The organism is Mediterraneibacter catenae (genome assembly GCF_008691045.1).
In the GTDB taxonomy this organism is placed as follows: domain Bacteria; phylum Bacillota; class Clostridia; order Lachnospirales; family Lachnospiraceae; genus Mediterraneibacter; species Mediterraneibacter ornithocaccae.
Map to the genome: position 1 here is coordinate 1 of NZ_VMSO01000024.1, position 25,650 is coordinate 25,650.

Annotated in this window: 29 protein-coding genes and 1 pseudogene; 19 read left to right on the top strand and 11 right to left on the bottom strand. The window is 47.3% G+C overall.

What is annotated here, in order from left to right; all coding sequences use genetic code 11:
• Window positions 1–172: 172 nt before the first annotated feature.
• Window positions 173–502 (bottom strand): plasmid mobilization protein, encoded by a 330-nt coding sequence (locus FNY66_RS13245; RefSeq protein ID WP_150311447.1) that lies wholly within the window; start codon window positions 500–502, stop codon window positions 173–175.
• A gap of 422 nt (window positions 503–924) precedes the next feature.
• On the opposite strand from FNY66_RS13245, the gene FNY66_RS13250 reads away from it, so the two are divergent.
• The 8 genes from FNY66_RS13250 to FNY66_RS13290 all read left to right on the top strand — a co-directional run bounded on the left by FNY66_RS13250 (window position 925) and on the right by FNY66_RS13290 (window position 7,467).
• A complete protein-coding gene (locus tag FNY66_RS13250; protein ID WP_150311448.1) occupies window positions 925–1,116 on the top strand; it encodes a MerR family transcriptional regulator in 192 nt (63 codons plus the stop codon).
• Between the two features lie 64 nt (window positions 1,117–1,180).
• Window positions 1,181–2,467, top strand: coding sequence for a sensor histidine kinase (locus tag FNY66_RS13255; protein ID WP_229409529.1), 1,287 nt, complete (start codon window positions 1,181–1,183; stop codon window positions 2,465–2,467).
• A 3-nt stretch (window positions 2,468–2,470) separates the two neighbouring features.
• Window positions 2,471–3,175 carry a response regulator transcription factor gene (locus FNY66_RS13260; RefSeq protein WP_150311449.1) on the top strand — a complete coding sequence of 235 codons (705 nt, stop codon included), beginning with the start codon at window positions 2,471–2,473 and terminating at the stop codon, window positions 3,173–3,175.
• Window positions 3,176–3,321: 146 nt separating this feature from the next.
• On the top strand, window positions 3,322–3,519 hold the full coding sequence (locus FNY66_RS13265) for a hypothetical protein (protein ID WP_150311450.1): 198 nt from the start codon (window positions 3,322–3,324) through the stop codon (window positions 3,517–3,519).
• A gap of 53 nt (window positions 3,520–3,572) precedes the next feature.
• Window positions 3,573–4,526 carry a DUF3137 domain-containing protein gene (locus tag FNY66_RS13270; RefSeq protein ID WP_150311451.1) on the top strand — a complete coding sequence of 318 codons (954 nt, stop codon included), beginning with the start codon at window positions 3,573–3,575 and terminating at the stop codon, window positions 4,524–4,526.
• Window positions 4,523–5,440 (top strand): hypothetical protein, encoded by a 918-nt coding sequence (locus FNY66_RS13275; protein WP_150311452.1) that lies wholly within the window; start codon window positions 4,523–4,525, stop codon window positions 5,438–5,440. Before FNY66_RS13270 ends, FNY66_RS13275 begins: the two co-directional genes overlap by 4 nt.
• Window positions 5,441–5,673: 233 nt before the next feature.
• The gene (locus FNY66_RS13285) at window positions 5,674–7,098 is read left to right on the top strand and encodes a DUF2207 domain-containing protein (protein ID WP_190324843.1); all 1,425 of its coding nucleotides are present in this window, start codon (window positions 5,674–5,676) and stop codon (window positions 7,096–7,098) included.
• 48 nt (window positions 7,099–7,146) lie between these two features.
• Window positions 7,147–7,467, top strand: coding sequence for a hypothetical protein (locus tag FNY66_RS13290; protein WP_143449265.1), 321 nt, complete (start codon window positions 7,147–7,149; stop codon window positions 7,465–7,467).
• 524 nt (window positions 7,468–7,991) lie between these two features.
• Here FNY66_RS13290 and FNY66_RS13300 read toward each other — a convergent pair.
• Window positions 7,992–8,327 (bottom strand): hypothetical protein, encoded by a 336-nt coding sequence (locus FNY66_RS13300; RefSeq protein WP_087151302.1) that lies wholly within the window; start codon window positions 8,325–8,327, stop codon window positions 7,992–7,994.
• Between the two features lie 113 nt (window positions 8,328–8,440).
• Window positions 8,441–9,490, bottom strand: a complete 1,050-nt coding sequence (locus tag FNY66_RS13305; protein WP_150311454.1) for an STAS-like domain-containing protein — start codon at window positions 9,488–9,490, stop codon at window positions 8,441–8,443.
• Window positions 9,491–9,667: 177 nt separating this feature from the next.
• Between FNY66_RS13305 and FNY66_RS15855 the strand changes: the two genes are divergently transcribed.
• Entirely contained in the window at window positions 9,668–9,811 is a 144-nt protein-coding gene (locus tag FNY66_RS15855; RefSeq protein WP_229409530.1) for a hypothetical protein, read from the top strand.
• Entirely contained in the window at window positions 9,808–10,266 is a 459-nt protein-coding gene (locus FNY66_RS13310) for a DUF6198 family protein (RefSeq protein WP_229409531.1), read from the top strand. The genes FNY66_RS15855 and FNY66_RS13310 overlap by 4 nt, the downstream gene beginning before the upstream one ends.
• A gap of 52 nt (window positions 10,267–10,318) precedes the next feature.
• Here the strand turns inward: FNY66_RS13310 and FNY66_RS13315 are convergent, their stop codons facing one another.
• From FNY66_RS13315 to FNY66_RS13340, 6 genes are all read right to left on the bottom strand, one after another.
• Window positions 10,319–11,089: a LamB/YcsF family protein gene (locus tag FNY66_RS13315; protein WP_150311476.1), complete on the bottom strand. Its 771-nt coding sequence runs from the start codon at window positions 11,087–11,089 to the stop codon at window positions 10,319–10,321.
• Between the two features lie 24 nt (window positions 11,090–11,113).
• Window positions 11,114–12,460: an acetyl-CoA carboxylase biotin carboxylase subunit gene (gene accC, locus FNY66_RS13320; protein ID WP_150311455.1), complete on the bottom strand. Its 1,347-nt coding sequence runs from the start codon at window positions 12,458–12,460 to the stop codon at window positions 11,114–11,116.
• Between the two features lie 12 nt (window positions 12,461–12,472).
• Window positions 12,473–12,895, bottom strand: a complete 423-nt coding sequence (gene accB, locus FNY66_RS13325; protein WP_087151299.1) for an acetyl-CoA carboxylase biotin carboxyl carrier protein — start codon at window positions 12,893–12,895, stop codon at window positions 12,473–12,475.
• A 30-nt stretch (window positions 12,896–12,925) separates the two neighbouring features.
• Window positions 12,926–13,930: a 5-oxoprolinase subunit C family protein gene (locus FNY66_RS13330; RefSeq protein ID WP_150311456.1), complete on the bottom strand. Its 1,005-nt coding sequence runs from the start codon at window positions 13,928–13,930 to the stop codon at window positions 12,926–12,928.
• 3 nt (window positions 13,931–13,933) lie between these two features.
• Window positions 13,934–14,662, bottom strand: coding sequence for a 5-oxoprolinase subunit PxpB (gene pxpB / locus FNY66_RS13335; RefSeq protein ID WP_087151297.1), 729 nt, complete (start codon window positions 14,660–14,662; stop codon window positions 13,934–13,936).
• 101 nt (window positions 14,663–14,763) lie between these two features.
• Entirely contained in the window at window positions 14,764–15,984 is a 1,221-nt protein-coding gene (locus FNY66_RS13340; RefSeq protein WP_150311457.1) for an NRAMP family divalent metal transporter, read from the bottom strand.
• Window positions 15,985–16,221: 237 nt separating this feature from the next.
• Between FNY66_RS13340 and FNY66_RS16240 the strand changes: the two genes are divergently transcribed.
• Both FNY66_RS16240 and FNY66_RS13345 read left to right on the top strand, forming a co-directional pair.
• Window positions 16,222–16,305 carry a putative holin-like toxin gene (locus tag FNY66_RS16240; protein WP_408631289.1) on the top strand — a complete coding sequence of 28 codons (84 nt, stop codon included), beginning with the start codon at window positions 16,222–16,224 and terminating at the stop codon, window positions 16,303–16,305.
• A 185-nt stretch (window positions 16,306–16,490) separates the two neighbouring features.
• On the top strand, window positions 16,491–16,829 hold the full coding sequence (locus tag FNY66_RS13345; protein ID WP_087151295.1) for a helix-turn-helix domain-containing protein: 339 nt from the start codon (window positions 16,491–16,493) through the stop codon (window positions 16,827–16,829).
• A gap of 363 nt (window positions 16,830–17,192) precedes the next feature.
• Here the strand turns inward: FNY66_RS13345 and FNY66_RS16205 are convergent.
• A pseudogene (locus FNY66_RS16205) lies at window positions 17,193–17,312 on the bottom strand (LacI family transcriptional regulator); the annotation flags it as partial.
• A gap of 26 nt (window positions 17,313–17,338) precedes the next feature.
• Between FNY66_RS16205 and FNY66_RS13355 the strand changes: the two are divergent.
• The 4 genes from FNY66_RS13355 to FNY66_RS13370 all read left to right on the top strand — a co-directional run bounded on the left by FNY66_RS13355 (window position 17,339) and on the right by FNY66_RS13370 (window position 21,228).
• Window positions 17,339–17,641: a TOBE domain-containing protein gene (locus tag FNY66_RS13355; RefSeq protein ID WP_150311458.1), complete on the top strand. Its 303-nt coding sequence runs from the start codon at window positions 17,339–17,341 to the stop codon at window positions 17,639–17,641.
• A 20-nt stretch (window positions 17,642–17,661) separates the two neighbouring features.
• Window positions 17,662–18,981 carry a glycoside hydrolase family 32 protein gene (locus FNY66_RS13360; RefSeq protein ID WP_150311459.1) on the top strand — a complete coding sequence of 440 codons (1,320 nt, stop codon included), beginning with the start codon at window positions 17,662–17,664 and terminating at the stop codon, window positions 18,979–18,981.
• 91 nt (window positions 18,982–19,072) lie between these two features.
• Window positions 19,073–20,743, top strand: a complete 1,671-nt coding sequence (locus FNY66_RS13365) for an AAA family ATPase (protein ID WP_150311460.1) — start codon at window positions 19,073–19,075, stop codon at window positions 20,741–20,743.
• Window positions 20,740–21,228, top strand: a complete 489-nt coding sequence (locus tag FNY66_RS13370) for a MazG nucleotide pyrophosphohydrolase domain-containing protein (protein ID WP_087151292.1) — start codon at window positions 20,740–20,742, stop codon at window positions 21,226–21,228. The genes FNY66_RS13365 and FNY66_RS13370 overlap by 4 nt, the downstream gene beginning before the upstream one ends.
• A gap of 45 nt (window positions 21,229–21,273) precedes the next feature.
• Here FNY66_RS13370 and glgB read toward each other — a convergent pair whose 3' ends face one another.
• Window positions 21,274–23,130 (bottom strand): 1,4-alpha-glucan branching protein GlgB, encoded by a 1,857-nt coding sequence (gene glgB, locus FNY66_RS13375; protein ID WP_150311461.1) that lies wholly within the window; start codon window positions 23,128–23,130, stop codon window positions 21,274–21,276.
• 202 nt (window positions 23,131–23,332) lie between these two features.
• Between glgB and FNY66_RS13380 the strand changes: the two genes are divergently transcribed.
• The 3 genes from FNY66_RS13380 (at window position 23,333) to FNY66_RS13390 (ending at window position 25,561) form a co-directional block, all read left to right on the top strand.
• Window positions 23,333–23,824, top strand: coding sequence for a GNAT family N-acetyltransferase (locus FNY66_RS13380; RefSeq protein ID WP_150311462.1), 492 nt, complete (start codon window positions 23,333–23,335; stop codon window positions 23,822–23,824).
• 54 nt (window positions 23,825–23,878) lie between these two features.
• Entirely contained in the window at window positions 23,879–24,412 is a 534-nt protein-coding gene (locus FNY66_RS13385; protein WP_087151289.1) for a TetR/AcrR family transcriptional regulator, read from the top strand.
• A gap of 219 nt (window positions 24,413–24,631) precedes the next feature.
• A complete protein-coding gene (locus FNY66_RS13390; protein WP_150311463.1) occupies window positions 24,632–25,561 on the top strand; it encodes a FliH/SctL family protein in 930 nt (309 codons plus the stop codon).
• Window positions 25,562–25,650 lie beyond the last annotated feature (89 nt).

The following is a 25,650-nucleotide window of genomic DNA, read 5'->3' on the forward strand; positions in this document are numbered from 1 at the left end:
TAAGACAGGGCTGATCCAGTCCTTGTTCCGGGCAACTGCTACTTTGCAATTATCCGGGGTGATCGTTGGTGTCACGCCGCCAAAATAGGTCAGAGCATTATTATTGACCCGGATCCAGTTCCGGATATCGCATCTGTCTTGTCTGGATTGCAGATATAGTCAATGGCTGCTTTCAGCGTTGACTTAATAGGATGCGTCTTTGTAACTGCCATATTTGCTCCAATCTCTCCCGGATCTTCTCCATGTCGGCCTGGTAGGCGGGATCGCCGGTGTTCAACCGCTTGGCGATCTGGTTGATGTTCCGGCCAATGAAGCCCAGGGCTTTTGTCATCTCCTTGATGTCGGTGGTGTCCACCTGGATGATGTACCCGTCAATCGCCATTTTCCGCAGGTACGCTCCATATCTTTTAGTGGGGAGCTGGCTCATTTTCTCGTCGATGAGCTGCTTCTCCTCCTCCGTCACCCAGAACTTCATCTGGATGTTCCGTTTCCGATTTGCCATTCCGCTTCGCCTCCGTTTTTCATAAGGGTCTGGGACTATCCCAGCAAGCAATTTTTGTGTTTAGGGGCAGGGGTTCCCCTAAACCGAAAATCCGCCAGTGGGTACTCGCTGGCTGTGCTTGCTATCGTATCCCTTCCTTCGGTTATCTCCTCTACTAATACTACAATTCTCAAGGAAACAAATGGCCATGGATAAGGAAATGGGATAGGTTTTTCCTTTTAAGTATGCGAACAGTTTTGGGATCAAACGAAATGACGCAACTCTTTTTCGATTGGCGAGTGTGGCAATCACATTTTGCTCTAATAGTGAAAAAATTCAAACAAGAAGTTTAAGAAAAAGTACGGTTTGTGCACTTGTAAAACTACGGATATTCGTATATAATATAACTTGTATTGTTGTATCAACCAAAAGGGAGGCGGCGTATGAAAGGATATCTTTCCATCCGGGAAACTTCCTATAAATGGGGCGTATCGGAGCGCCGTGTTAATCAATATTGCACACAGGGGCGCATTCCAGGCGCGGAGCGTTTTGGACGCTCTTGGGCAATCCCGGAAAATGCCGTAAAACCGGCGGATCCCCGGAAAGCAAACCGCACAAAAGAGAAAGACGTATGATGTGCCGTTTGCAGCAGGAACCGAATACAGGTAAATTCCAACCAAATACAGAGGAGGTTTCGCCTTGAAGTCTTTTTTAAAGAAATTTCATATCCGGTTTTTCGACTGGCCTCTGGATTTTCGCGTCCGACTATTTCACATACTAGCCTTCGGCGGCATCGCCATCAGTTTTTTTACAGTGACTATCAGCCTGATCATGGGCATGTGGGAAACCGCAGGACTGGCTGCCGTTCTGATTGTCTTTTCCCTGGGGCTGATTCTATTCACCCAGAGAACGGGCAAGTATCAGATAGCTTACTTCCTCACCGTCACGGTCATTTTCATGGTGGTTTTGCCAATGATGTTCTTCACCTCAGGCGGCCATCGCAGCGGTATGCCATCGATTTTCCTTCTGGCTGTACTCTTTACAGTGCTGATGATAAAGGGAAAGGCGGCGCTCCTGATTTCCCTGCTGGAAATCGCGGAATATTCCGCCGTGTGCGTTTTTGCCTATTATAATCCTGAATTTGTAACGCATTATGAAACAGAAGGCCAGATATTGGTAGACATTATTTTTGCCTTCACTTGTGTCAGCCTGATTTGCGGCGTGGTGCTCTTCTTTCATTTAAGGGAGTACGACCGCCAGCGTGAGCTGCTGTATGAGCAGAATGAAAAACTGCGGCGTTACGACGCCTCCCGTTCTGTCTTTCTGACTACCGTATCCCACGAGGTGAAAAATCCTTTGAATGCCATCAATCTCTACGCCCGCGACACTTTGGAACTGATGGGCGAGGAAGAGCCAGACGTCTCGATGATTCAGAGCAACCAGCAGGTCATTGAAAAAATGGTGGTGCGCATCGACCGCATTCTGACCGACCTAAAAGATACTGTGGCCATCGAGCAGGGGCGGCTGGCGTTGAACCTTGCGCCCATGCGGCTTAGTAAGCTGCTGAAGGAAGTCTCGGGCACCTACTTCGGCAAAGATGCTTCCGGCGGCAACGAGCTTGTATTAGATATGGACGAAAACCTGCTTCCTATCAGCGCAGATTACGCAAGGATCATGCAAGTGGTTACAAACCTGTTGTCCAATGCCATACAACATACAAAAGCCGGCAGAATCAGGATTACCCTCTATAAGCAAGGCGGGGAGCAGATCGTCGTTATTGCCGATAATGGCGAAGGAATGAAGGAGGAGCTGCAGGAGCAGGTATTTAAAGGGTACATATCCTCGGACAAAGAATACTGGCGTCACGGCATCGGCCTGTATGTATCCCACCAGATTATAGAAGCCCATGGCGGCAGGATCTGGATTGAAAGTAAACTGGGGGAAGGCACTACGGTAACCTTTACCCTGCCTGATGAGGAGAAATAAGCTATGAAAGAGGAAAAACCGATTATTCTTGTGGTAGAGGACGAAACGGATGTGCTGCGAATCAACGCCAGGATGCTGACACGCCGTGGATATACCGTGTACACAGCGAAAAACTGCCGTCAGGCATACGAGCGGATGGAGGCTCCGACACCCGATCTTCTGATTTTGGATATCATGCTGCCCGATGGCAGCGGCTACGATATCTGCGAAAGGTTCCGCAGCACGAGCGACCACCCGGTGATCTTCCTAACCGGCAAAGGCGAGACCTGCGATAAGGTCGAAGGTCTTGGGCACGGAGGCGATTATTATCTAACCAAGCCCTATGATCCGGACGAACTGCTGGCCGTGGCTGATATGCTCATCAAGCGCCACCTGCAGACAAAGAAAAAGCGCGAACAACTGACGAGAATCGTGAAAGGTTCCCTTGTTCTGGATATCCCAAAATTCAAAGCAACGGTGAACGGTACAGATGCTGAACTTACCGCAAAGGAATTTGCGCTGCTTCTGCTGCTGGTGCAAAGCGAGGATAAGGAGGTGCCTCCCCATGAGTTGTATGAAAAAGTATGGGGTACGCCCTCTGGAGAGGATATCCGTACCATACGGTTTCACATCAAGAATCTACGCAGGAAAATCCACGCGGATGATGCGAATGATTATGATATCGTTTCCGTATACAGGAAGGGGTATATGTTCACTACGGTGTGCTGAAACGAAATCATCCGAAATATGAGTTTTTCCTAACAATTCAAAATAAGGTGCATTTTCTGCTATGCTTAATATGGTAGCAGAAAGAATGCGCAAAAGGCTCAGGGCGGCATTTGCTACCCTGAGCCTTTGCATATTAAGGAGAAATCATGAAAATGAAATATCTCAGAGTCTTTACAATTTTATTCTGCCTGACCCTTTCCATGACGATTCTTAGTGCCTGCGGCAATAAGGAACCGAGCGCAAATTCCAATCCAATGAGAAAAAGGGATCAGAGCGGCAAGCTCAGCCTCTGCGCAAGGGCATCAGCCGTTACGCAGAGGTTGTCTTTTCAAGCGGCGATTTGAATGCAAACAACAATGTACCATTATGATGAAAAATAAGGCGGTGAACAATATATATGGACAATAACCTTCCAAACACACAGCTTGACGATCAGAAGATGGAAAACCTGCGAAAGCGCACGAAGCTGTCAAAATACATAATGATCGCCGGCGGCGTATGCCTCGGTATCGTTGTACTCATGATTCTCCTCAACGGGGGCACTCTGTCTCTGAACTTCAAAACCCCCACGGGCGTAGTTGCTATTATTCTTATAATAGGTGGCTTTGCGTTGCTTTTTACAGGATTGAGGGTTAAGCAGAAGGCCGGCGAGGCGCAGAAGCATATTGCGAACAACTATGCAAGTAGCGTGCTCGGCAGGGTGATGGATCGGCTGGATACATTTGACCACGGCAAGCATATCGACAGGTATTACCTGAACCAGGATTTCGGATTCCCGAAATACGACTGCACCGGCTTTTGCGGCGATTACGTCAGGGGCGTGCTTCGGGGAGTGCCCATGGAGTTCTGTGAGTTTGAGTTACAGGAGAAGCATGTGACGGAAGACAAGGATGGTGATACGGATGTCTCTTACGAGACCGTATTTTACGGTGTCATTGTCGTGTGCCGCCACAATCTTGCGCTGAGTGATGCGGTTATGGCAACGCAGTTTAAAACTTACGAAAATGCCTACAATGCCGATTCAGAAGCCTTTTACAATGCTTTTTCCGTCAGATGCACAAGTGAGCAAGATGCGAAGCTGGTGCTTACGCCCGATTATATGCAAAAGCTGCTGGAATTGTCCGCAGAGAGAGGCAAGCGGTTTGCCATCCGCTTTCTTCAGGACGGTACGCTGCTGCTTGTAATAAAAGATATGAATCTTTTCGAGATGGGCAAATCCGAAAACACGGTGCAGCTTGTAGAAAAGCTGGAAAAGGAAATGGAAGATTTTATCAATATCCTTGATACGCTCGCACTTCCGGCGCAGAAAGTGGCTGATCACCCAAACGCAGAAAGGAGTGAATTACGATGAAGAAGCTGATAACTGTTTTTCTGGCTGCGGTCATTACGCTGACTCTGGCCGCCTGTGCAAACGAACAACAGAATAGTGACGTATCAAACAACACACAAAGCGAGAGCCCGGATTCCACCAGTACGCAAAGCCTGGATCCAGCTTCCAGCACGGATCCGGGCGAAAATGATACAGCCATATTCGCGGCAACTGAGGGCACATGGCGTTTAGATGGCGAAGAAGGCACAGCAAGTATCTATATGGACGGAACAGGCGGATTTATCTCCTATTACGCCAGCGGCTCCGTAGAGGCTTCAGGGTATCTGGAATATGTGGACGAGTACGGAGACGGCAACGGCCGATATGATCTGTATGACGGCGAGCTTGGCTTAATAAACAGCTTCTACTTCGATTCAGACACACAGATCCATATGGGAAATAACAATGGCAATATTTATATCAAGGAAGGCTCTGAAGCTGATATCACACCAGAAATTGGTGTTCTTGTACCCGAAACAAGATTTACCGGGCTGGCTCAAATCGAGAACAACAATGATTTCCACGGCGGCTATTATTATGCCGATAGAACCGAGGACGGATTTACCACGATTATAAACAGCGGCTTTACTAACGATTTTTCCGCTGCTGACGAGACGATAGAGGAATATATTGGCCGCTGCGTTGACCTGATCGGTAAATTTGAGTATCGGGATCTCGAAATTCAGGAAGCAACACTGGACTCCTGGCCGGCATACTATCTCACCTGGCTGGAGGGGGAAAATGAGGATACCCGCCAATGGGATGCTTTACTGGTCACGACCGATCTTTATACTTATATTTACGCTTTTGATACGAAGGCAGATTATGCAGAGGAAATGCTCGATACCTGGTATGAGGTTCTTGACGGTCTCACACTCGATTTTCCATCTGAGTGAGGCAGCTAAGCTCTTTACGTTGTGCATCGCCATTTTTACACATAGCCAACGAATGGCAGTCAATCAGAAAATACAGGAGGTGTTTTTATGACCGGAATGATTATCGCAGCGGTCGTTGCAGTTCCTCTGCTGATCATCGGCATCTATATCGGCGCAACCTATAATGCGCTTGTGAAGCTGAAAAATTCAGTAGAGGAAGCGTTTTCCACGATGGACGTTTATCTGAAAAAGAGATGGGATCTGATCCCAAACATTATGAAAAGTCCACGCAAAACAGCGACCTCATTTTGCAGATTGGCGATGCTGATACTACCGTTACCGGCGACAAGCATTATACAATCTCCTATGACTATGTTCTTGGGCAGGATGTGGCGGACGGCTACGATGAGCTGTACTTCAATATCATTGGTGCCGGGTGGGATACCTATATCGACTTCGTGAGCTTTACAATCACCATGCCGAAGGAGTTCGACAGCAGCCTGCTGGGATTTTCCACCGGCGGATATGGGTTTACCGGTTCGGATATCGTAGAATATTACACGGATGGGCTGGAGATTGAAGGCTTCCTCTGGGAGGAACTGGAGCCATATCAGGCCCTGACCGTAAGACTGGAGCTGGAGGAGGGATACTTCTACTTCGATCAGGTTCTGCATATGTTAAAGCTCAGCACCATGGCGCTTATTCCTCTTGCGTGCCTTATTTTTGTATTTATCATATGGCTCAAATACGGCAGGGAAAAGAAGGTCATTGAGACCGTTGAATTTTATCCGCCCGAGGGCATGAACAGTGCAGACGTAGCGTATTGGTATAAAGGAAAGCTGCCGAAAAAAGATATAGTCGCCCTGCTCATTGAGCTGGCAAACGAGGGCTATATTGCCATTCATGACGGCGACGAAGCGGGGAGCGGTGCGTACCGCATCGAGCGTATAAAGCCGTATCCCCATGATCTTGACGAGGATAAAAAAAGGTTTTTTGAAGGTCTCTTTGAAAGCGGCAAAGACATGGTTACCGGGAGCGATCTCAGGAATAAATTCTATCGCACCCTGAATCGGATATCCTCTAATTACGGTTATTCCGGAGAAAAGGGCCGCATACATACCCTGAAGTCCACGCGGCTGCAGCTTCTCTGCTGGCTGCTTGTTATTGGCGGCTTCGTTCTTGATGTTGTGATACTTGCCAACGTCCTGGGTGGGAATGAGCGGTTCATTCCTTTCGTGATCGGCGTGCCGATTCTTGCCGGAGCGTTCTGGCTGACGTGTTACGTCCCGGGCCGCACAGAGGAGAGCCATAAAAATTTAGAAAAGATAACCGGGTTCAAAAAGTTTTTGGAAACGGCGGAAAAAGACCGGCTGGAGATGCTTGTTCATGAGGATCCAAAATATTTTTACAACATCCTGCCCTTTGCCTATGTGCTGGGTGTGTCGGACAAATGGGTAAATAAGTTTGAAAACATTGCTATCGAACCGCCCGAGTGGTACAGCGGACGTGATGTATTTACGGCTGCTACCATGTGGCACGCTATGGATCGGACGCTAAGCAGTGCGGCCAGCGCCATGTCTTCCGCTCCGCGGCAGAGCTCGTCCGGCGGCGGATCCGGCAGCAGCGGTGGCGGTGTTTCCGGCGGCGGATCCGGTGGAGGAGGCGGCGGAAGCTGGTAAAATCCATGCATTTGCATCTGCAAACTTGTTGCATAAAGGGGAATGCGTATGGAGCTGTGGGTAGCAGGAATTGCCCTGCTTATCATAGCGACGGGCATCTTGGTACTGATCTTGTGTAGAGAGAAGATCCATAAGGGCTTGCGGATTGCTGTGGTCTGTGTTCTTGGCGTTCTGTTTGTAGCGGTGCTGGGATATATTGCCCTTACCTTCTTGTTTCTGAACTCATTAGATTCTCCTCCCCTGGATGTGTCTACGGCTTCCGGGAAGGTGTTATCAGAGAAACAGGCCATAATTGGGGAACACAAAACACCGGTGCCTGTACCGTTAGACTACGAAGTTTTAAAACACATAAATGAACTGTGCCCCTAATAGTAAGCGCAGCTTCAAGACGATTTCACATAAAAAATCAATTTGCCCGCATGAAGATGGGTAAAAACAGTAACGCGGTCGGGCACATCAAACCCGACCGCGTTATTTGTCTTTTTGGAAGGTCTCCGCCTGTTTGCAGAGTGCGATATACTTGGACATCACCGTGTAATCGCGGGTTTTCTCAATGCGGAATACCGCCATGTTGGATACCTCCTTCCGTTGGTTTTGAAAAGTGTTCGTTTCGGTGGTTTTGTGCCCCTGTATCACTGCCCGGCCTCCCATGAGGGAAAGGATATGGGCGGCCTCGTTTGCGCCGCCCACAGGCGAAAAATCAGGGGATTTCCCACCCGTTTTCATACAATTTTGAGTGCCCCCGGCAGGGCATAAAAAACGCCACAGGTTTGTGTTACCTATGGCGTTTGGGACAGGAAAAGGGTGCTGACATTTCATATCAGCACCCTTTGTCCTGCCGGTATTAAATTTTTGACTTCACATCGTGTTCCTTGCCTCTGAAAACATTGATTTTACTGGACTTGCTCATGTTTTCTTATTAGGAGGCAAGTCATATTATCCGTTGATTCTTCCGGCTGGCAGATGGTAAGACGCAGTCTTTCTCCATCCTGATCGTCAATCCATTCTGTCCTTCGTACTATTCCACAGGGACAAGCCGGCAGCTCCATATCCGCCAGCCGGCTGTTTGCCATCCTCAGAAATGGTTTGGACAGGAACATTCCTGGAATAAAAAATTTATTTAAGAACGGGTATCCCTCCGCCAGGGGATACTTTTTATTCCGGCAGATACACCACGCCGCTGCTGCGGCTGCGGCGCCCGCCAGACCGGCATATTTTTTCTTTATCACAGTATCTCTCCGTTTCTTTCGACTATTTTTATCCTGTGATTATTGTAATTTAATCCTCCGTTATGTGGAATAACCGATAAGTTTGCCAGTATATACCAAAAGGCTCTGCCTCTTCATCCCCGTTTTACATGCCGGATCATTCCCAGCACTGTTTCATTTGCATTGATTACGTTCAGCATAATATCCGGATGCTGATTCTGAAAGACGCGGAACACTTCGTCGGCAAATCCCTGCCCCATATAATCGATATCTCGAAAATCAAAGATAATTTCCCGGAACTCATCGAGCCGCCGGAGAATTCTCCTTGCCTGAGATCTGGCTACCGGATCTCCTAACGGGCACATCTCTTTCATAGGGATCAATGTCTTTACAAATCCTTCTTCCAACGGAGCAAATGTATCGAAGACTTCTCTGGACGTTCTTTTTGAATCGTTTTCCAATTTCATCACAGCCATTGTTCCTATCCCCTCCATCTTCGTATAATAAGAAATCAGGTGAGACTGCACAAACCGGTCTCTGTCATCACATCGGTATGAATAAACCGTGTTATCAGACCAGACAGCAAACTCCGAAAGCATTTTCGATACAAAGAAAATTCCTTCCCCTGAATGTCTGGCCGGATCTGTCGTCATCCTGCCTTTATACAGCTCCATGGCAGCCTGTTCAGAATTCAGTGATATTCCTGACTTCTTCCTGAAATAATCCTGTATGTTACGAAAAATCCCCACACCATTATCCGTAATCGAAATTTCCGTATACAGGGCATCTTTCTGTATTCCAAACCTGATCTGATCCCCGCCGGAATGATCAATTGCATTATTCATGATTTCCGTAAATGCATAGTACCAGATATCCTGTACATTGCCGGACAGCCCGCCAAGAAAAGGGCTGATATGCGTCCAGTACAATTCATCTTCTTCCAACATACCTGCATTTACTATATTCCACTGTTCAGACACTGTCGTAAGGAGAAGGCCGTTCTTCCTTTCCGCATCTTCCGCCACTATCCCCTTGTCCAGACAGTCCTTAATATATCTGCGCACGGAGGTCTCAGATATTTCAAAATTCTCAGCAGTCTTTTTTATAAAATCTGCATCATCACATCGTACCTTGTTCAGCATATATTTCCGGATAGCGCTTCTCTTTGCCTCAGTAAACGACATATAATCACCTTATTCATCCATTTTTGAACTATAAACTCTATTTTTATAACTATATCATATTATTATTAAACTTACAATCGTAAAGCACATAGAATCCGTTTCTGCCAATTTGACAAAACTGTCCGCCATGCCTAAAATAAAACAGTGTGATTTTTACAATAAAGGCAGGTTAGATATATGAAAAAAACCGTTTTCTACCGTATTCTGTTCTATGTCATCGGGCTGCTCGTTCTGGCGCTCGGACTTACACTGAACACAGCAGCAGAAAATATACAAAGGAATCCGGCGGAGCACTCTCCCATGCCGGCAAGACAGATTTGAAGCTTATCCTGCTGATGGATTTTCTGCAGATTCCGCTCAGTCTCATCTTCACCCGGTTTCTGAACGTTTTTTCCGCGGTCATACCGAATCTCTATTCAGACCGGCAGAGCACGGCGGGCGAGATGGCCGTCCGTGTGGCTTTCCTTATCATCGCTATCATCCTGACCGGCATCGGAGCCGCCATGTCACTGAATATGCGCATCGTGCCGAATCCCGGCGACGGCATCGTTCAGGCAATCGCTGATACGATCCACAAAAGCGTCGGATTTACAAAGAACTGCTTTGACCTGACAAATATCACGATCACCATCTGTATCAGTCTCACATTTTCCGGCCATCTCGTCGGAATCGGCGTGGGCACTGTTCTTGCAATGGTCGGCGTAGGCCGGACTATCGCGGTATTCAACCATTTTACATATGCGAAAATGAAAGAACTGGCAGCGGTCGAAGACTGATCCGACCACTGCCAGTTCTTATTTATAATAATTATTCAGCTGCCTGTAAAGTTTACCGGCAGATTTCGCTCAGAGGCGCGATCTCGATTCCTTCTGCTTTCAGGGCAGTGCGGATCTTCTCCACAAACAGGAGTGCTTTCTCGCCGTCTCCGTGCACGCACACCGAATCTGCCTGGATATCGATGTCTTGTCCCGTAACAGCTGTCACTTTTCCTTCTTTCACCATGCGGATCACACGAGCGATCGCCTCATCCTCATCGCGGATGAACGCCCCCTCTTTCCTGCGGTTTACAAGACTTCCGTCCTCTTCATATCCGCGGTCTGCGAACACTTCGCTGGCTGCCTTTAATCCGCAGTCTTTCGCCGCACGGATCGTCTCGCTCCCGGAGAGTCCCATGACGATCAGCTCCGGATCATACTCTTTGATCGCTTCGCAGATGGCAAGGGAAAGTTCGTAATCTTTTGCTGCCATATTGTACAGTGCCCCGTGAGGTTTCACATGCTGCAGTTTCATTCCCTGCGCCTGGCACATACCGCCCAGTGCACTGATCTGATACAGCGTATAAGCCTTTGCCTCCGCCGGAGAAACCGCCATATTTCTGCGGCCGAATCCCATCAGATCCGGGAATCCCGGATGCGCGCCGATACGGATGCCCGCAGCCTTTGTCCTGCTGACCGATTCCATCATCACAACAGGATCGGACGCATGGAATCCGCATGCGATATTTGCTGAAGAGATAAGCGGGATGATCTTCTCATCCATCCCCAGTGTATAACGTCCAAAGCTCTCGCCAAGGTCGCTGTTTAAATCAACTTTATACATATTCATTCACACTTCTTTCTCTGATTAATCCAGTCTGAGCATCCGCTCAATAAATCCGGTATCCGCATTACCCGCACAGAACTCCGGATTTCGCATGATCTGGTACTGGAAATCCAGATTCGTGTCCACTCCCATGATCACCATCTCGTCCAGCGCAGAACGCATCTTCTGGATCGCAGCGTTACGATCCGGCGCGTGCACGATAACTTTCGCGATCATGGAATCATACTCCGAAGGAATTCTGTAACCTGTGTAGAGCGCCGTATCCACCCGCACTCCATTTCCCGCCGGGAGATGAAGATGCTTCACTACACCCGGGCTTGGCATAAAGTTTTTCTCAGGGATCTCTGCGTTGATGCGGCATTCGATGGCATGGCCATTGAGACGGATTCCTTCCTGGTTAAAGCTTAAGGGTTCGCCCATGGCTATCCTGATCTGCTCAATGATCAGATCTGTACCTGTCACCATCTCCGTAACACCGTGCTCCACCTGGATACGGGTGTTCATCTCCATGAAATAATATGTTCCCTTCGGGTCAAGGATGAACTCGATTGTTCCCGCATTGGTATAGTTTACTGTTTTAGCCGCAAGAACAGCATCGCGGTTCATGGCATTTCTGATCTCATCATTAATGGCCGGAGACGGAGACTCCTCGATCAGCTTCTGATGGTTTCTCTGCACGGAGCAGTCACGCTCGCCGAGAGCCACCACATTTCCAAATTTATCCCCCATGACCTGAATCTCTACATGACGCGGATTCTCGATGAATTTCTCGATATACATGGTATCGTCGCCAAATGCATTGGCAGACTCTCTCTGCGCCATATTAAACTGGAATTCGAATTCGTCGGCGGATTTTGCTACACGCATTCCCTTTCCGCCGCCGCCTGAAGACGCTTTGATCATGACCGGGTACCCGATTTCCTCTGCGAGACTGATACCCGTCTCTGCGTCATACACCGGCTCCTTTGTCCCCGGTACCACAGGCACGCCTGCTTCCATCATCGTCTTGCGGGCGTGGGATTTATTTCCCATACTGTCGATGACCTCGGCCTTCGGTCCGATAAAAGTCAGCCCGTTCTTCTCACAGAGACGAACAAAATCCGCATTTTCAGACAGAAATCCGAAACCGGGATGAATAGCGTCTGCTCCCATATTCAGGGCTGCTGTGACAATCCGCTCCATGTTAAGGTAGCTGTTTCTCGCCGGTCCTTCACCGATACAGATCCTCTGATCTGCCAGCTGTACATGAAGGCTGTTCTTATCTTCCTTTGAATAAACCGCCACGCTGCGGATCCCCATATTCCGGCAGGCACGGATGATCCTGACGGCAATTTCCCCGCGGTTTGCGATCAATATTTTCTGAAACATCAGCACTCCTCCTTAGTCTGAAAGCTTCTTTACCTTAAAGAGCGGCTGTCCGTACTCGACTTTCTGCTCGTTGCTGACGAGGACCGCCTCGATCTCGCAGTCATAGTCACTCTCGATCTCATTCATCAGCTTCATGGCTTCAAGGATACATACTGTCTGTCCGGCTTTCACCACATCGCCGACTTTAACAAACGCCTCGGCATCCGGTGACGGAGCAGAATAAAATGTGCCGACGATCGGAGATATAATGTAATTCTCATCTACAGTATCCTCAGCCGGTGCTTCTGTCTTTACAACTGTAAGCGGCTCTCCCGGAACACCCGCGCTGCCCCTGCGGCTCATCTTGATCTTCGTTTCTCCTTCCTGAATACTGAATTCCAGCATGGAAGACTTTTCAATAATATTTACCAGTTTTTCGATCTTTTCCAAATCCATATTGGTCACTCTCCTGTTTTTTCTTTTCATTTACTGAAACAGCCTGCTGAGTCGTTTTGCGACAAGGCGGCACTCAAGCACTTCCCGGCATGGCTGATAAATCTGTCTGCGCAGTTCATTGAGTCCTGCCACTTCATCAAGCAGAAGCTGCTGTGCCTCTTCTACTGTCACTGCCTTAAAGCGTACTTTGTTATCTGTTTTACACTGTGCAAGCTTCGGAAGATCTACTGAGATCACGGTTGCGATTTTCGCATATCCGCCGGTCGTCTGACGGTCGGAAAGAAGTATGATCGGTTTTCCGTGGCTGGGCACCTGCACAGAGCCAAATGCAATACCGTCAGATATAATATCCGCCGTTGTCTTATATGCAATAAACGGTCCTTCGAGCCTGCATCCCATCCTGTCAAAATCACTTGTGACCGTATATTCTGAATTCAGAAATGTCTCTCTGCCCGCGCTGGTAAACACCTCTTCCTGGGGACCCATAACGACGCGCAGCGTCACTTCATCATAGTCAAACTCATCCAGTTCCAGACTTCTGGAAAGAAAATACGGCAGGTATCTTCTCTTAATCCGGAACCCGATATAATCTCCGTCCTTCAGTCTGCGTCCTTTAAAACCGCCGATCCCGCATTTGATATTCGTTGAACGGCTTCCCATAACTACCGGAATATCCAGGTAACTGGAAAAAGCAATATATCCGCGGCTTCCGGTGCGGCATCCCGCGAAGTCCAGCACATCGCCTTTATGCATATAAAGTGCCGTGTACATTTTCACCGGCTTTTTATTGACGCGAGGCTGAAAATCACCGCCCGTAATAGCGATGATCGTTTCTGAAGTGAACTCCAGGCTCGGTCCCATCAGAGTAAATTCCAGTACCGCCTCATTCTCCGGATTATCAAGGAGAAGGTTTGCGATCTTGAAGGAGCGTACATCCATGACGCCTGACACGCTGAACCCCTGACTCTGGTAGCCTGTCCGTCCCAGATCCTGCACTGTGGTCAGCATCCCGCCTTTTAATACACGAAAGCCCATAGATTACACTCCTTTCTGGTGGATCGTACACTGATATGTGCCCTCATCCACCTGTTTCTTTATTTCCAGATATTCCTCCTCCGATACGGGAACAAAACGGATATAATCTCCCGCCTCGAAAAGGATCGGCACATCCCGCTCCGGATCGTACGTCTTCACCGGCGTCATCCCGAGGAGCTGCCAGCCGCCGGGGGAATCCAACGGATAGATTCCGGTCTGGGAACCTCCGATTCCCACACTGCCTGCCGGAATCCGTATCCTCGGATTAGCAAGCCTCGGGGTATGAATCCGCTCGTCCAGTCCTCCCAGATAGGAGAATCCCGGAAGGAATCCAAGCATATAGATCAGGTAATCTTTTGCGCTGTGGATGCTGATCACCTCTTCCGGAGTCAGCCCCGCATGATCTGCAATATTCTGAAGATCCGGGCCATATTCTCCGCCGTAGCAGACCGGAATTTCAAATATTCTCGATTCTGAAGCCTCTCCGCTGATCTCAAGCTTTAAAAGCTTCTCCAGACGCGCGCGCAGTCCGGCATAACTTACCACCCTGGGATCATAGTTAATGAGCAGAGACGCGAAAGCCGGTATCATGTCCGTAACGCCTTCGATGTGCTGGGCTTTGATCAGACGTACCACCGCCGTGATCTGTGCGTTGATCTCCGGAGATATTTCCTGTCCGAATTCGATCAGGACAGAAGAATCTCCTGCAGTACAAATTTTGATTTCGTTCATTTCAACCCTTGCCTTTCTTTTCGGGAATCAAGGTCTGTATTACCGCGACTCCCGGATCTGTATGATTCATCGCTTTATAAACGGATGTCTCAGGATAATGATCAGAGCAGCTGGCTAAGGTTAGCTCCGAATGTTGTAATGCCAAGATATGCGGATGCGATCACAACAACGATACCAAGAATAAGGAGCCATGCAGGATGCTTATAATCTTCACCCATAATAGACTTTTTCTTGGAAGCGATCAGGCATACGCCGAGCGTGATCGGCAGGATCAGACCATTCACCGCGCCCGCAAGTACAAGCAGGACTGCCGGCTGTCCGAGGAAGGCCATGATAACCGTGCTCACCGCAATAAATCCGATGATAAATGCATTTTCATGTTTCTCTATACTCTTGTGGAATGTCTTCAGGAAAGACACTGAAGTATATGCACATCCTACGATAGATGTGATAGCTGCACAGAGCAGTACCAGGCCGAAGAAACGGTAGCCGATCTCGCCTGCACCGATGCGGAACGCATCTGCCGCCGGATTAGACGCATCCAGCGTATGTGCTGCCGATGTAGCAGTCTCCACGACAACTCCCAGGATCGCAAGGAACAGGAATACACGCACGATCGTAGCAATCCCGATTCCCATAACAGAACTCTTGTTGATTTCCTTAAGGTTCTCTTTCTTTGTGATACCTGCGTCGATCAGACGGTGAGCGCCGGAGAATGTAATATATCCTCCTACCGTTCCTCCAAGAAGCGTCAGGATCGCAGTTCCAAGCTCTCCCATCGGAGCGGTCGGCATAACTGTCTCTTTCAGAGCCATTCCCAGAGGCGGACGTACGATCACGATCACAACAAAGATTACGACGATCATGATCCCGCCAAGTATCTTGGTAAGTGTATCCATGGCATTCAGTGCATTTTTCATCAGGAAAATAACGATCGCAACACCGCCGGCAATAAAATATCCCGCTATTTCCGGAATACCAAGCAGTGTATTAAATCCGAGGGCTCCTCCGCCCACGTTGCCGATATTGAATACAAGTCCTCCTGCAACAACAAGGAATGCTACAACATAACCGAGTCCGGGGAGTACCTTATTCGCCACGTCCTGGCCTCTCATGCCGGATACGCAGAGTACGCGCCATACGTTAAGCTGAACAATCGCTGATAAGATGACTGAGATCAGAATAACGAATCCGAAGCTTGCCTTCAGGCTCCCGGTAAATGTTCCTGTCTGTGTAAGGAATCCCGGCCCGATCGCAGAAGTTGCCATCAGAAATGCAGCGCCGATCAGGACACTGAGACTCTTTTTGTTTTTGTTTTCCATCTTTTCTCTTCCTTTCCTAATTAGAATAATAGTTAAATTATACAGGAATAATACAATTTCGGCAATTCTTTTTATTTTTATGCAGTTTTAAACGTTAAAACGTATACTCTACTGGTATACCTTTTCTTGCATTCGTATATACGTATTGTATATACGAATAATGTATGATATACTTACTCAGACAGCTGGTAGAGCGGCTAAAGTTCTCCGCCTGAGTCTTGACAGGAGGGGATGTCTATGAATACATATGAAGAATTGCAGATAATCATTTCTATAGCGTTACTAATCATTGCAATCCTGACATACACACATAGAAAATAGCCGTCCTGCTCTCTGGTAAAGAATGGACGGCCATTAGCTAAACATTATTTGCCAGGCGGGGAGTCCTGCCTCCCTTACCGGCTGTCTTGTTAACTGTATTATAGTCAATATCACAATATGTGTCAAATACTATCCACCTTATGGTATTGTTTATTTCACACAAAATAAAAGCGAGGTTAAAAAATATGACCATTAGTGAAAAAATCTTTGCACTCCTTGAACAAAAAGAGTTGAGTCAGAAAGAATTTTCAGAAAAAACTGAAATCTCCCAGAGTACAATCAGTGACTGGAAACGCAAACGGACAAATCCGTCTTCTGACAAGATACTGAAGATCTGTGAAGTCCTGCAGGTGTCCCCCTATGAATTACTCGCAGAAGATGATTCTGTCTCCTCTGAGATTACTGCTGATCATAATATCGTTCTGAACAAAAATGAAATCATACTTCTGGAAAACTACCGTAACTTCTCATCCCGGCAGAAAGAACGTCTGCTTGGCTATCTTGAAGCATTGCGTGAGAGTTAGCTGACGCAGTACAGATATGATTTATTAATATATTTACCCAGGCAGCCGGTAGGACGGTTCTGCCCGTTCCGAGTCTTGCGGAAAGGGTTGGTGCTTATGTACGTGACTTTCAGTGATCTCTTTACTTTCGTTATTATGATAACAGGTATCGTAGCACTAATTTATCAGATACATAAAAAATAACCGTCCTGCTCCCTGGTAAAGAATAGGACGATTATTTCGTAATATACTTTCACCGGGACGGGCAGCTTCCACCTGCCTTCCGGCTGTCTTGTTAAGTGTATTATAGTCAACATTTCAATATGTGTCAAATGTAATCTTTTCTGTACTCCGCTCCCCCCTGCCAATATTGTTATGCTCCCCCTATGCAGTCGTCTCCCGCCGGATCAGTACCGGCGGTATGATCTTATGCACCGGTTCTTTTAACGGTTCCGGTCTTCTCTTCTTCCGCTCCGCCATCTGGGAAGAGAGAATATCCATCGCCTCATATCATCACACTCTCCGAGGGAATGGCGAAGAAACTGAACGGCCGGCAGGGCGGGATGATTCTCGGTATCCGCGGCGAGGATATCAAGATGGATGCCCAGAATCTGGAACTTGGAAGTGCAAACAAGCAGCGCGCAGTCATCACGGACACAGAGGTCATGGGAAATGAGAATAATCTCTACTTTAACTACAGCGGAGCCCAGGCTGTTGCCCGCGTATCCAAGTACGAGATCAGCCAGATCGGCGACAGGATCGACTTCGTATTCATGCCGTCAAAGATGCATTTCTTTGACAAAGAGACCGGAATCAACTATACAGAACTGTAAGCAGTAATTATGGAGGCAGTATGAAAAGACAGACATTACACTTAAAAGCACCGGACAACTGGATAAACGATCCGAACGGCTTTATTTACTACAAGGGATACTACCACCTTTTCTATCAGTATTTTCCCTACGAACCACGCTGGGGGACCATGCACTGGGGCCATGCAGTGAGCAGGGATCTGGTCACATGGGAACACAAGGGGCTCGCCCTCTATCCAACAACCCGTGCGGATCAGAACGGCTGCTTCTCCGGAAGCGCCATTGAGGAAGACGGAAAGCTGTATCTCGTCTATACAGGCGTGCGCTATGAAGTCGTCAATCCTGACGATCCGCACACCTGCCTGAATGAGCAGTTTGAGTCAGCCCAGCTTATGATCTCCTCTGAGGATGGATTCAGCTTTGACAATGAACACGGCAAGGAAATCATCATTCCCCCTGTCACAGATCCATCCATCGGGGACCGGACCCACACAAGAGATCCGAAGATCTGGCGCGGAAAAGATGCATGGTATCTGATCCTTGGCAGCACTGTTGAGGAGAAGTACGGAGAAGTCCTCTTCTACCGGAGCGAGGATCTCCACACATGGACTTATGTAAACAAGGCATGGAAAGGGCCCAAATACGGATGGATGTGGGAATGCCCGGATTACTTTGAGACAGATGGCGGGGAAGTCCTGATACTCTCCGCGATGAAGCTCCTTCCGGATCATGTAAAAGAGAGGAACCAGTCCATCTGTTTTCCTGTAACTTTCGATGAGGCTTCCTGCGCCCTGCAGATTCCCGACGCATACCAGTACCTCGACTACGGTCTGGATCTCTACGCCCCGCAGACTACACTCGATAAAGACGGACTTCGCACTATGATCGCGTGGGTGAGGATGCCCAGGGTAACAGAGGAAGGATGGATCGGAATGTTCTGCTCTCCCCGTATGGTGGAAGTAGCAAACGGCCATATCTTCTTCCGTATGCATCCAAACATCCGGAATGCATATTCCAGAGCTGTGCGTGATGTAAAGGACGTATCGGACGACGGATATATGGCTTCCTTTGACCTCGAAGACGGCGAGGCAGCAGATATCGGCGGATTTATCATCTCCCGGAAAGGAAACCGCATCGTAACTGACCGCTCTTCCGTATATCCGGCCTTCGAAGGCGCGCATCTCATATCAGAGACTCCGGAACTCAAAGGCGGCTGCCATCTGGACGTGCTCGTAGATCCGCACCTGATCGAAGTATATATAAACGACGGCGAATATGTGATCAGCAATGTTGTATACGATCTCAGAGACAAAATACACTGCGACAAGGATAAAGATATTTTGCTGTACACTACAGCCTGATAAACTGTTGACAGCACCGGAACTGCATTCCCCTTGCGCCTCCTTTCCAAACGTAGTAAGATTGAACTACGAAAGGAAGGAGGCGCTTCGTATGGAATGGACACCACTGCCGGTCGGAGTAGATAATTTTGAAGAAATTATTACAAAGGGCTATTATTACGTTGATAAAACATTATTGATAAAAGATCTGATCGATCTGCGGGGAAAGGTTAATCTCTTCACCCGCCCGCGGCGTTTTGGTAAAACACTGAACATGAGCATGGTGCGCTACTTTTTTGAAAAATCCGATGAAGACCGCTCCCGCCTGTTTGCAGGGACGAAGATTATAGACGCCGGAGAAAAATATCTAATGGAATTCGGACAGTATCCTGTGATTTCGCTGTCCCTGAAGTCTATGAAGCAGGGAAGCTATGAATCGGCATTCCACTGTCTTAAAGAGGATATAGCGAGGGAATTCAAGAAACATACTCAGATCGTCCAAAATCTGGGCAGTAATGACGACCGCACAAAGTATGATCTTTTATTGAACCGTAAAGCTGACGATGATGAATATCTTACATCGCTGAAATTTCTCTCCGAGTGTCTGTACGCTTTTTACGGAAAGAAGACGGTCATCCTCATCGACGAGTATGACGTTCCTCTGGAAAACGCGTATTTCAGCGGTTTCTATGATAAGATGGTGCGCCTGATCCGCTCGTTGTTCGAGTCGGCTCTCAAGACAAACGATACACTGGAATTTGCTGTGATCACCGGATGCCTTCGCATCAGCAAAGAGTCGATCTTCACCGGATTAAATAACCTGAAAATTATTTCAATCAGGGACAAATCTTATGCAGAACATTTCGGATTTACACCGGACGAAGTGCGGCAAATGCTTATACATTACGGATTTGAGGGGAATCTTGCATCTGTACAGAAATGGTATGACGGGTATAAGTTCGGTGATACCGAGGTATACAATCCATGGAGTGTCATTAACTATGTAGATTCCTGCTACAAGGACAAAACGGTATTTCCTCGTCCCTACTGGTCCAACACAAGTTCCAGCAGTATCGTCCGCACTCTCGTAGAGCGGGCTGATCTATCGGTCAAGCAGGAAATCGAAGCCCTGATCGAAGGAAAGACCATAACAAAAGCTATCCACGAGGATATCACTTATGATGACATGGACTCTACTCAGGAAAACCTCTGGAATTTCCTGTTCTTCACCGGTTATCTGAAAAAAATCAGCGAGCGTCAGGAGGGTGAGGATATTCTGATGGAAATGGCAATCCCCAACAGCGAGGTGCGTTATATCTATAAAAATACCGTGCTGCGCTGGTTCGAAGAGAAAACAAAGGAAAAAGAACTCACTCCGTTCTATCAGAGCATTCTGAACGGCGACTGCGAAACAATGGCACAGCTCCTCTCTGACAATCTGATGGAAACGATCAGCTTCTATGATTATCAGGAGAGCTATTACCACGGCTTTCTTGCAGGAATGCTCAAGAATATCGGGAATTATATCGTACTCTCCAACCGGGAATCCGGGAACGGGCGTCCCGACATCCTGCTGAAATACCCGAGTGTAAGGGGAAAAGCCGTGATCATGGAGATCAAGGTTTCCAGGACATATCAGGAGCTTGAAAGTAAATGTGATGAAGCACTCAGACAGATTGAAGACCGGAAATATGAAGAAGCACTCAGGCAGGAGGGGTATACTGATATTCTGAAATACGGTATTGCATTTTACAGAAAGGAATGTATGGTGAAACGGCCATGACAAAGTTTGAAGAATTCGAAAATGTAATCGCGCGTCTGAGAGCTCCGGACGGATGCCCGTGGGACCGCGCGCAGACACATATGAGCCTGAAAAACACCTGTATCGAGGAAGCCGCGGAAGTGATCTGCGGCATTAACATCCTTGATCAGACCGGAGATGCCGACAATCTGAAAGAAGAACTTGGAGATCTCCTCATGCAGGTCGTGATCCATGCCCGGATTGCGGAAGAGGAAGGGCTTTTCACAATGGACGACGTGATCCAGTCCATCATCGACAAGATGGTCCGCCGTCACCCGCACGTCTTCGGAGATTCGGACGGTCCGGGCACGGACGGATCACAGGCAAGCTGGGATGAGATCAAACGACAGGAAAAACAGGGGAAAGAATGGACAGAAGAATACCTTCCCGATGCCTTTGAGGAGGCGAAAGAACTGATCGAAGCGGCGAAGAAACGCAAGGGATTTGATACGAAAAAGGCGGAGTGAATATGCACTCACGCCTTTTTCTCTTATTTTGATGGATTTCACTCTTTAATCGCAGGATTGGATCAGATAATATTCCGCGCTGAATGGCTTCAGCTTCAAAGTGGCGATTTCCTTTTTCGCTTTTATTATCTTCTCTTTCTTCTCCTCCTGACCGCCATACTCCTTATACTCGCTGCTGAATACTCTTTTCAAAGATTTTTTATCCTCGCATTTGATCTCGATTTCCTGCTCTTCGTCCGAGAAATTAAAAGCAGCCACAATCCTTTCCTGACGGTTCATTTGATCACGGCTTTTCCCTGTTTCATTCCTTCTCTCTTTCGTGCAGCGTTCAAAGACATAGACGCACTTTTCTTCCGCATGACACTCCAGCCACTGAAATCCTTCCATATCGTAATCCAGTTCTGAAAGCGCCGGATGCTCCAGATAGAAATGATTCAGGTCTTCCATAAACCGGTGGAAATCCTGATGTGCCGGGAATGTGAGAAGATTCCAGTCCAGTTCCCTTTTCTCATCCCACTCCCGGAAATGCCCGATTTCATTTCCCATAAAGTTGAGTTTCTTGCCCGGATGAGTGTACATATACATATAAAACGCTCTTGCCTGAGGGAACTTCTGCCCGTAATCCCCGTACATCTTCTGAAGGATCGTCGCTTTGCCGTGAACGACTTCGTCGTGTGACAGGGGCAGCAGATAGCGCTCGTCATAATAGTACATCATAGAAAATGTCAGCTTATGATAGTCTCTCGTGCGGTACTCAGGCGCTGTACGGAAATAATCCAGTGTGTCATTCATCCATCCCATGTCCCACTTGTAATCGAATCCAAGACCTCCCTCTTCCGCCGGTTTGGTCACGCCCGGGAATGATGTGGAATCCTCTGCCGCCAGTATTACGGACGGATGCCTTTCTTTTAGTCCCTGATTCATATACCTCAGAAATTCAACCGCATTTGAATTAACGCCTCTTTCCGGCATTCCCTGCCAGTAGATCGCGCGGCTGATCGCATCCATGCGTAGTCCGTCTATATGATATTCATTCAGCCAGTATTCTGCCGCAGACTGCAGGAAACTTCTCACCTCACCGCGGGAGTGCATAAAGTTCCTGCTCCCCCACTCACTGTCTCCCACATCAGAATGCGGATACTCATACAGCGCCGTCCCGTCATAATTTGCCAGTGCATAGTCATCCACGGCAAAATGAACCGGAACAAAATCAAGAATAACGCCGATATCATTTTCATGACACCGATCCACAAAATATTTCAACTGATCCGCCGTTCCATATCTTGATGTAGGGCTGAAAAAACCGGTACCCTGATACCCCCATGACTCATCGCACGGATATTCGTTCAGCGGCATGATCTCAAGATAGTTGTATCCGTTCTCCTTCAGATACGGGAGCAGTATATCCGCCATTTCTTCATAATCATACCATGCGTCCGGTTCTTCGGACGGCTTCCTGAAAGAACCGAAGTGGAGCTCATAGACATTCAGCGGCAGATCACTGTGATCTGATCTCTTTTTCATCCATTTCCCGTCATGGAACTTATACGCATCCATATCACGGATAATGGACGCTGTGTTCGGCCGCAGTTCCATCCCGTATCCATACGGGTCACAGTGGTCGATACAGTTCCCTGCACGGTCATAGATGCGGTACTTGTACATCATACCGGGCTTCGCCTCTTTTGATATCAGCTCCCAGAAATTCCCATCATGCACTTTCTCCATCGGGGTTTCCGTCCACCCGTTAAATTCCCCGATCACAGAAATTCTTGAAGCTGACGGTGCAAATGTGCGGAATACGACTTCTTCCGCTTTGCCGCTTTTTCCTCTGTTAATATGCGCACCCAAATACTTGTATGCATCAAAAATCTTTCCTGTGTAAAATCCATAGAAATCCATAATTTTACTCCTTTTCTCTCATAATTAATCGACAGCAGTTGTTTTTTATCCTATAATCAGAGTATACGCTAAAGGTCTGAAAATCCACCGGCAATTTCAGATATTAGTCTGATAAACAACTTATGTCTTAAAACTGTCGGGTAAATCATAAAACTACAGATTATTAAAAAGAAACGCGCACACAGAAATGAGGTATACACATATGAATATCTGTCTGAAAAAAGCAGACCCGGCCAAAAAGGAAATTCTGTTCCGTCTTCTGCAGTATTCTCTTTTTGAAGAAAGCCTGCACGACCAAAATACAATAAACGAAGACGCATTATTTGATTATCCGTGGTTTGACCTGTATTTTACAGAAAAAGACCGGGATGCCTTCTTCATACATGAACAGGACACCAGCCGTCTGCTTGGATTTGTAATGATCAATACCTTCCTGCAAAAATCCCTCACCGGACACAGCATTGCAGAATTAATGATCCTTCCTTCTTTCCGCAGGAATCACGTCGGCAGAAAGGCTGCCTTCCAGTGTTTTGAGATGTATCCGGGAAACTGGGAAGTCTCTCCGTCTTTCGGAAGCCGGCAGGCATATCTGTTCTGGGAAAATGTAATAGGAACGTATACAGACGGGAACTGCAGATATGAAGACGGTATCTTCATCTTTGACAGCCGTATCAGCACACAAAATCGACTGTAAATTCTATGGGCAAATATGTGCCCGCCGCATATTTACAATATACAGGGGTGAAAAATGGATCTCAGAATTCAGAAAACAGAAAAAGCGATCAAAAATGCATTTCTCGAGCTCAGGGCCGGAAAACCGCTTGAGAAAATCACTGTAAAAGAATTATGCGGACTTGCCCTCATCAACAAGTCCACATTTTACTCTCACTATGATGATATCTATGCTCTCTCCGAAGCGATGGAACAGGAAACTGTCGCCTCGATCATCGGGAGTATCGATCATCTGAAAGACTACACAACAGATAACCCGGATGCTTTTACAAGAGAACTCTGCCTCGCCTTCATGTCGCAGATTTCCCTTATTAAAATACTTTTCTCCGGCAGGGAGTTAAGCCATCTGGGCATCCGGCTTGACAAGGCTCTCAAGGAAGTGATCTTCCGCAAATACCCGGAATACGAAAACGATCTGGAAAAGCAGATTCTTCTCTCTTACAGCATACAGGGGACATACTATGCATATCTGAGTAATCCTGATGCGGATACGGACACCTTCGTGCGGACGATCGAAAATATAGTCAGATGCTTAAAACCGCTGCTGTAGGCTCTATATTTGTGCATTCTGCCATCTTGTTTTCTCTCACTTCCCGGAATATAATAGACAGACCATCAGCGGGAGTTTCTTCTTCCCGTCATACTGTTCCAAAAGCAGCAATCTGGTTCAATGAACCACATCCGGCGGTTTCCGCCACAGATTCCTTTTGTTTGAGCTCGCAGAAGGTTGCAACTATTCGCTTTATTTTTTATAATGGAGGTATAATTATTGATCAGACAACAAAATAATCAGGATTATCCTGCAGCAAACAGAACGTACAAGGACGGGCTTTTCCGCTTGGTGTTTCAAAGAAAAGAAGACCTGCTTTCGCTGTACAATGCTCTTAATGGAAGTAACTATTCCAACCCGGACGAACTGGAGATAAATACTCTGGATAACGTCCTGTATTTAACGATGAAAAATGATGTAGCATTCCTAATCAGCGGGACCATGAACCTCTATGAACATCAGAGCACATTTAATCCAAATATGCCTGTGCGGGGATTGATGTATTTTTCCAAACTATACGAAAAATATATCGTAACAAACGGAATAGATATCTATACTTCAACACCAAAAAAGCTTCCATTCCCCCAATACTTTGTATTCTATAATGGCACCATGGACGAACCAGACCGATCTGAATTAAAGCTGACAGACCTGCTTGATATGCCTTCATCTCCAAAAACTTCGTGTCTGGAATGTACTGCGATCATGCTGAATATTAATTACGGACATAATAAGGTTCTGATGGAGAAATGCAGGCGGCTGAAAGAATATGCAATCTTCGTTGATACTGTCCGGAAAGGACTTTCAGCAGGCACGCCATTAGAACAGTCACTTTCTCATGCAGTAGATTCATGTATCGACAATGATATTTTAAAGGATATCCTGATCAAACAAAAAGTCGAGGTGATCCAGATGATTTTGGAAACATATGATAAAGAACTTCATGACAAAACACTGCGGCGAGAGGGATATGAGGATGGATATAATGAAGGTCTGGCTGCCGCTAAGGAGACTGGCATCCGCCAATTCATCTCCACACTTCAGGAACTGCAACTCTCCCGCGAAAACGTTCTGAAGAAACTTCATGAAAAATACGAGCTTTCACAGGAAGAGTCAGAGATCTATATGAATAAATACTGGAAAAAATAGTCATACTCTCTGCTTTCGACAAACCTATTCTAAGTAAGGCCTGCTGCCGGTTCTCCGGACAGCAGGTCTTATGATATCTATTTCATTTT

Bases quoted from the DNA above. Each gene is read 5' to 3' on its own strand.
- FNY66_RS13245 (WP_150311447.1), bottom strand. From the start codon at position 502: ATGGCAAATCGGAAACGGAACATCCAGATGAAGTTCTGGGTGACGGAG.
- FNY66_RS13250 (WP_150311448.1), top strand. From the start codon at position 925: ATGAAAGGATATCTTTCCATCCGGGAAACTTCCTATAAATGGGGCGTA.
- FNY66_RS13260 (WP_150311449.1), top strand. From the start codon at position 2,471: ATGAAAGAGGAAAAACCGATTATTCTTGTGGTAGAGGACGAAACGGAT.
- FNY66_RS13265 (WP_150311450.1), top strand. From the start codon at position 3,322: ATGAAAATGAAATATCTCAGAGTCTTTACAATTTTATTCTGCCTGACC.
- FNY66_RS13270 (WP_150311451.1), top strand. From the start codon at position 3,573: ATGGACAATAACCTTCCAAACACACAGCTTGACGATCAGAAGATGGAA.
- FNY66_RS13275 (WP_150311452.1), top strand. From the start codon at position 4,523: ATGAAGAAGCTGATAACTGTTTTTCTGGCTGCGGTCATTACGCTGACT.
- FNY66_RS13285 (WP_190324843.1), top strand. From the start codon at position 5,674: ATGGGATCTGATCCCAAACATTATGAAAAGTCCACGCAAAACAGCGAC.
- FNY66_RS13290 (WP_143449265.1), top strand. From the start codon at position 7,147: ATGGAGCTGTGGGTAGCAGGAATTGCCCTGCTTATCATAGCGACGGGC.
- FNY66_RS13305 (WP_150311454.1), bottom strand. From the start codon at position 9,490: ATGTCGTTTACTGAGGCAAAGAGAAGCGCTATCCGGAAATATATGCTG.
- FNY66_RS15855 (WP_229409530.1), top strand. From the start codon at position 9,668: ATGAAAAAAACCGTTTTCTACCGTATTCTGTTCTATGTCATCGGGCTG.
- FNY66_RS13315 (WP_150311476.1), bottom strand. From the start codon at position 11,089: ATGTATAAAGTTGATTTAAACAGCGACCTTGGCGAGAGCTTTGGACGT.
- accC (WP_150311455.1), bottom strand. From the start codon at position 12,460: ATGTTTCAGAAAATATTGATCGCAAACCGCGGGGAAATTGCCGTCAGG.
- accB (WP_087151299.1), bottom strand. From the start codon at position 12,895: ATGGATTTGGAAAAGATCGAAAAACTGGTAAATATTATTGAAAAGTCT.
- FNY66_RS13330 (WP_150311456.1), bottom strand. From the start codon at position 13,930: ATGGGCTTTCGTGTATTAAAAGGCGGGATGCTGACCACAGTGCAGGAT.
- pxpB (WP_087151297.1), bottom strand. From the start codon at position 14,662: ATGAACGAAATCAAAATTTGTACTGCAGGAGATTCTTCTGTCCTGATC.
- FNY66_RS13340 (WP_150311457.1), bottom strand. From the start codon at position 15,984: ATGGAAAACAAAAACAAAAAGAGTCTCAGTGTCCTGATCGGCGCTGCA.
- FNY66_RS16240 (WP_408631289.1), top strand. From the start codon at position 16,222: ATGAATACATATGAAGAATTGCAGATAATCATTTCTATAGCGTTACTA.
- FNY66_RS13345 (WP_087151295.1), top strand. From the start codon at position 16,491: ATGACCATTAGTGAAAAAATCTTTGCACTCCTTGAACAAAAAGAGTTG.
- FNY66_RS13355 (WP_150311458.1), top strand. From the start codon at position 17,339: ATGGCGAAGAAACTGAACGGCCGGCAGGGCGGGATGATTCTCGGTATC.
- FNY66_RS13360 (WP_150311459.1), top strand. From the start codon at position 17,662: ATGAAAAGACAGACATTACACTTAAAAGCACCGGACAACTGGATAAAC.
- FNY66_RS13365 (WP_150311460.1), top strand. From the start codon at position 19,073: ATGGAATGGACACCACTGCCGGTCGGAGTAGATAATTTTGAAGAAATT.
- FNY66_RS13370 (WP_087151292.1), top strand. From the start codon at position 20,740: ATGACAAAGTTTGAAGAATTCGAAAATGTAATCGCGCGTCTGAGAGCT.
- glgB (WP_150311461.1), bottom strand. From the start codon at position 23,130: ATGGATTTCTATGGATTTTACACAGGAAAGATTTTTGATGCATACAAG.
- FNY66_RS13380 (WP_150311462.1), top strand. From the start codon at position 23,333: ATGAATATCTGTCTGAAAAAAGCAGACCCGGCCAAAAAGGAAATTCTG.
- FNY66_RS13385 (WP_087151289.1), top strand. From the start codon at position 23,879: ATGGATCTCAGAATTCAGAAAACAGAAAAAGCGATCAAAAATGCATTT.